The organism is Peribacillus sp. P4_C12 (assembly GCF_056402095.1).
Genome location: NZ_JBFUIB010000454.1, coordinates 1 through 2,952, shown reverse-complemented (window position 1 = coordinate 2,952; position 2,952 = coordinate 1). Strand labels below are relative to the sequence as shown.

Sequence of the window (2,952 nt, the reverse complement as noted above, 5' to 3'; positions counted from 1 at the left end):
GGCAATTCCTTCTAAACTAGTTGTATGAACCCCTGCCACAACGGAAATGAACAGCATTTCTTCGTGAATGTATTCTTTTATTGATTGCATCGTTTCTAAAATATCTTTCGGCTTCACTGCTAGTACCACTAGATCTGCATCTTGTAGTAATTGCTGTAGTGACCTTGTTGCTGTCACACCGTATTCCTTCTTTAAATAATCAAACCGTTCATCATTTGATTTATTCGTAACAAAAATATTTGCCGAGTCAATGACCTGTTGAGTGACCAATCCCGAAATGATTGCTTCCGCCATCGATCCAGCTCCGATAAATGCGATTTTTTTCATACTTCTCGCTCCTTCTGTACATTCTATTTATGGTCCACTTTTTAAAAAAATAAAAAGACCCCTCATCCGATAAAGGACGAAAGGTCTAGCTTCCGTGGTACCACCTTTGTTCAACTTTCCATAAAAAATAAATAGAAAAGCTGCACTTGAATCCTCTAACGCGGGATTTACGTCAGGTTTTCCTGAAGGCTCATAAGGTAGGTTCAATAATGAGAGGGCGATGAAGCCTTTCAGCACTTTCCGAGCTTCACTCTCTTTACGCCATCAATAAATTTACTTGGCCTTAATCACAGCCATTCCGTCTTTAATTACTTGTGATTATGAAGGATGCATCAGTACTCTGTCAATGATAATATATGTTTTAGCTTCAAAAAAAATACGTGAATTATGTGAAAATAATGACAATATTTAATAATACATGTAAAATGGTAATTAAACATTCATTTTCTTGATAAATGGACAGGTTAATAGGTATTKCGTATAAAAAGATTTATATAAATATAATATTTTAAGGTGGAAATGATTATGGTGAATTGGAATGGAGATATTGCTAAACTTGCTTTGCCAACGCCGTTTGCAGTTGGCGATGTAAATGTTTATGTAGTTAAAGGGGATGCTTTAACTTTAATTGATACTGGCGTTAAAACAAACCAATCAAAAGAAGTTTTGACTTACGGGCTTGGAGAATTGGGGCTAAAACTGTCTGATATCGAACAAATCATCTTGACCCATCATCATCCGGACCATGCCGGTGCACTCGATTTCTTTGATAAGGAAGTTCCTGTTTACGGACATAAAAATAATCAGCGGTGGCTGACTATTAGTGATGAGTTCCTTGAAACCCATAATCGTTTTTTTCTGGACTATGCTACGAAGTTTGGAGTAGCTGAAGAGTTGAAAAATAATTTGATTCATTACCGCGACGAAATCAAATTCCTTAGTGAAAGAAAGTTACAGGGGTTTTTAGCTGAGGGAGATGAACTTCCTGGACTTCCAGGATGGCGAGCGATCGAGACTCTTGGACATGCTCAAAGTCATTTATCCTTTTACCGTGAAAGTGATGGCTTGATGATTGCGGGTGACCACTTACTTGCGAAAATTTCACCTAATCCGTTAATGGAACCGCCTTTACTTCCGGGCGGTGACCGTCCACGTCCGTTACTGCAATACAACGCTTCGCTTCAGAAATTCTTAGGAATATCTATATCCACTGTATACTCTGGGCATGGATCTGAAGTGGATGGAGACGCGGTTGCTGATTTGATTCAATATAGATTTGAGCGGCAGCATAATCGGGCCATGCAGGTGAAAAGTATGCTTCAAGATAAACCTTTATCAGCATTTGAAGTATGTCAGCAGCTTTTCCCGAAAGTATATCTTCAGGAAGTCGGCCTAACACTATCGGAAACGATCGGTCAGCTAGACTATTTAGAAGATTTGGGTGAAATCGAAACAGAAACTCAATCAGGGGTAATTCTGTATTCAATCGCTTAAAGGTTCTCGAGGAGGATAATTTTTTGAATAAGTTGCAAGGGAAAGTTATTGTAATTACCGGGGCTTCCGGAGGGATTGGCAAGGAAGTGGCGATTCAAGCAGCAAAGCAGGGAGGGCGCCTTGTTCTCTTGGCTAGAAGCCTGGATAAATTACATCAGCTAAGGGATGAACTAACTAATCAATATGGTGTTGATGCATATGCATATAAACTTGATGTGGCAGACACGGACCAGGTGGAAATGGTATTTGGCGATATCCATGCTCAAATCGGTGAGGTGGATGTATTGGTTAACAATGCTGGTTTCGGCACGTTTAAAGAAGCCCTGGATACAGAATTAGATGAGACAAAAGCGATGTTTGCTGTCAATGTGATTGGATTGATGGCCTGCACAAAGCTAGTACTCCCTTATATGAAGCAGCGAAAATCGGGGCACATCATTAATATTGCCTCACAGGCCGGTAAAATTGCCACTCCCAAATCTACATTGTATTCTTCGACCAAGTTTGCGGTGCTTGGCTATTCAAACGCGCTTCGACTTGAACTAATGGAAGATCATGTTTTTGTGACCACCGTCAATCCTGGGCCAATAGAAACGAATTTCTTTAGCATTGCGGATGAATCTGGGACATATGTGAAAAATATCGAAAAATTTATGCTTAAGCCGGGGGATGTCGCAGCCAAAATCGTGGCGGCTATGCTGACTAATAAGAGGGAAATCAACCTCCCTGGCTGGATGGATTTAGCTGGGAAATGGTATAACATGTTTCCAAGAATCACCGAGACTTTTGGGAAAAAAGCATTTTTTAAAAAATAGGCTAAACTGTTGATATCGGGACAAAACGAACGGTGGTCTATAATTAAAAGGGGACTGTCAAATGACATTTCTCTTTTTTGTATGAAGGAAAGACTAGAAAAATGGAGGAGCTGGGACATAAGTCCCTTTTACAAGAGGTTCAGTTTATTTTCAGATAAATTAGTAACTCTTTTACTGGAAAATTCGTCTATTTTATAGGAGGGATTTTCATGAAGATGATGTTAAACCTTTTTGTATATACACTAGTGGCTTTTATTCTGGGAAGCTGTCAATCCTCTTCAGAAAAGAACACGCAGGAGGCCATTGATAAGGGGGA

3 protein-coding genes are annotated in these 2,952 nt (G+C 39.6%); 2 read left to right on the top strand and 1 reads right to left on the bottom strand.

The annotated features are described in order from the left end of the window. The coding region (locus AC1DUW_RS24795) for an NAD(P)-binding domain-containing protein (protein ID WP_477643720.1) at positions 1–327 on the bottom strand (327 nt) is incomplete at its 3' end. 525 nt (positions 328–852) lie between these two features. Between AC1DUW_RS24795 and AC1DUW_RS24790 the strand changes: the two genes are divergently transcribed. Beyond that, the gene (locus tag AC1DUW_RS24790) at positions 853–1,821 is read left to right on the top strand and encodes an MBL fold metallo-hydrolase (RefSeq protein ID WP_053346870.1); all 969 of its coding nucleotides are present in this window, start codon (positions 853–855) and stop codon (positions 1,819–1,821) included. Between the two features lie 23 nt (positions 1,822–1,844). Further along, a complete protein-coding gene (locus AC1DUW_RS24785) occupies positions 1,845–2,636 on the top strand; it encodes an SDR family NAD(P)-dependent oxidoreductase (protein ID WP_053346869.1) in 792 nt (263 codons plus the stop codon). Positions 2,637–2,952: the final 316 nt, after the last annotated feature.

Bases quoted from the DNA above. Each gene is read 5' to 3' on its own strand.
- AC1DUW_RS24790 (WP_053346870.1), top strand. From the start codon at position 853: ATGGTGAATTGGAATGGAGATATTGCTAAACTTGCTTTGCCAACGCCG.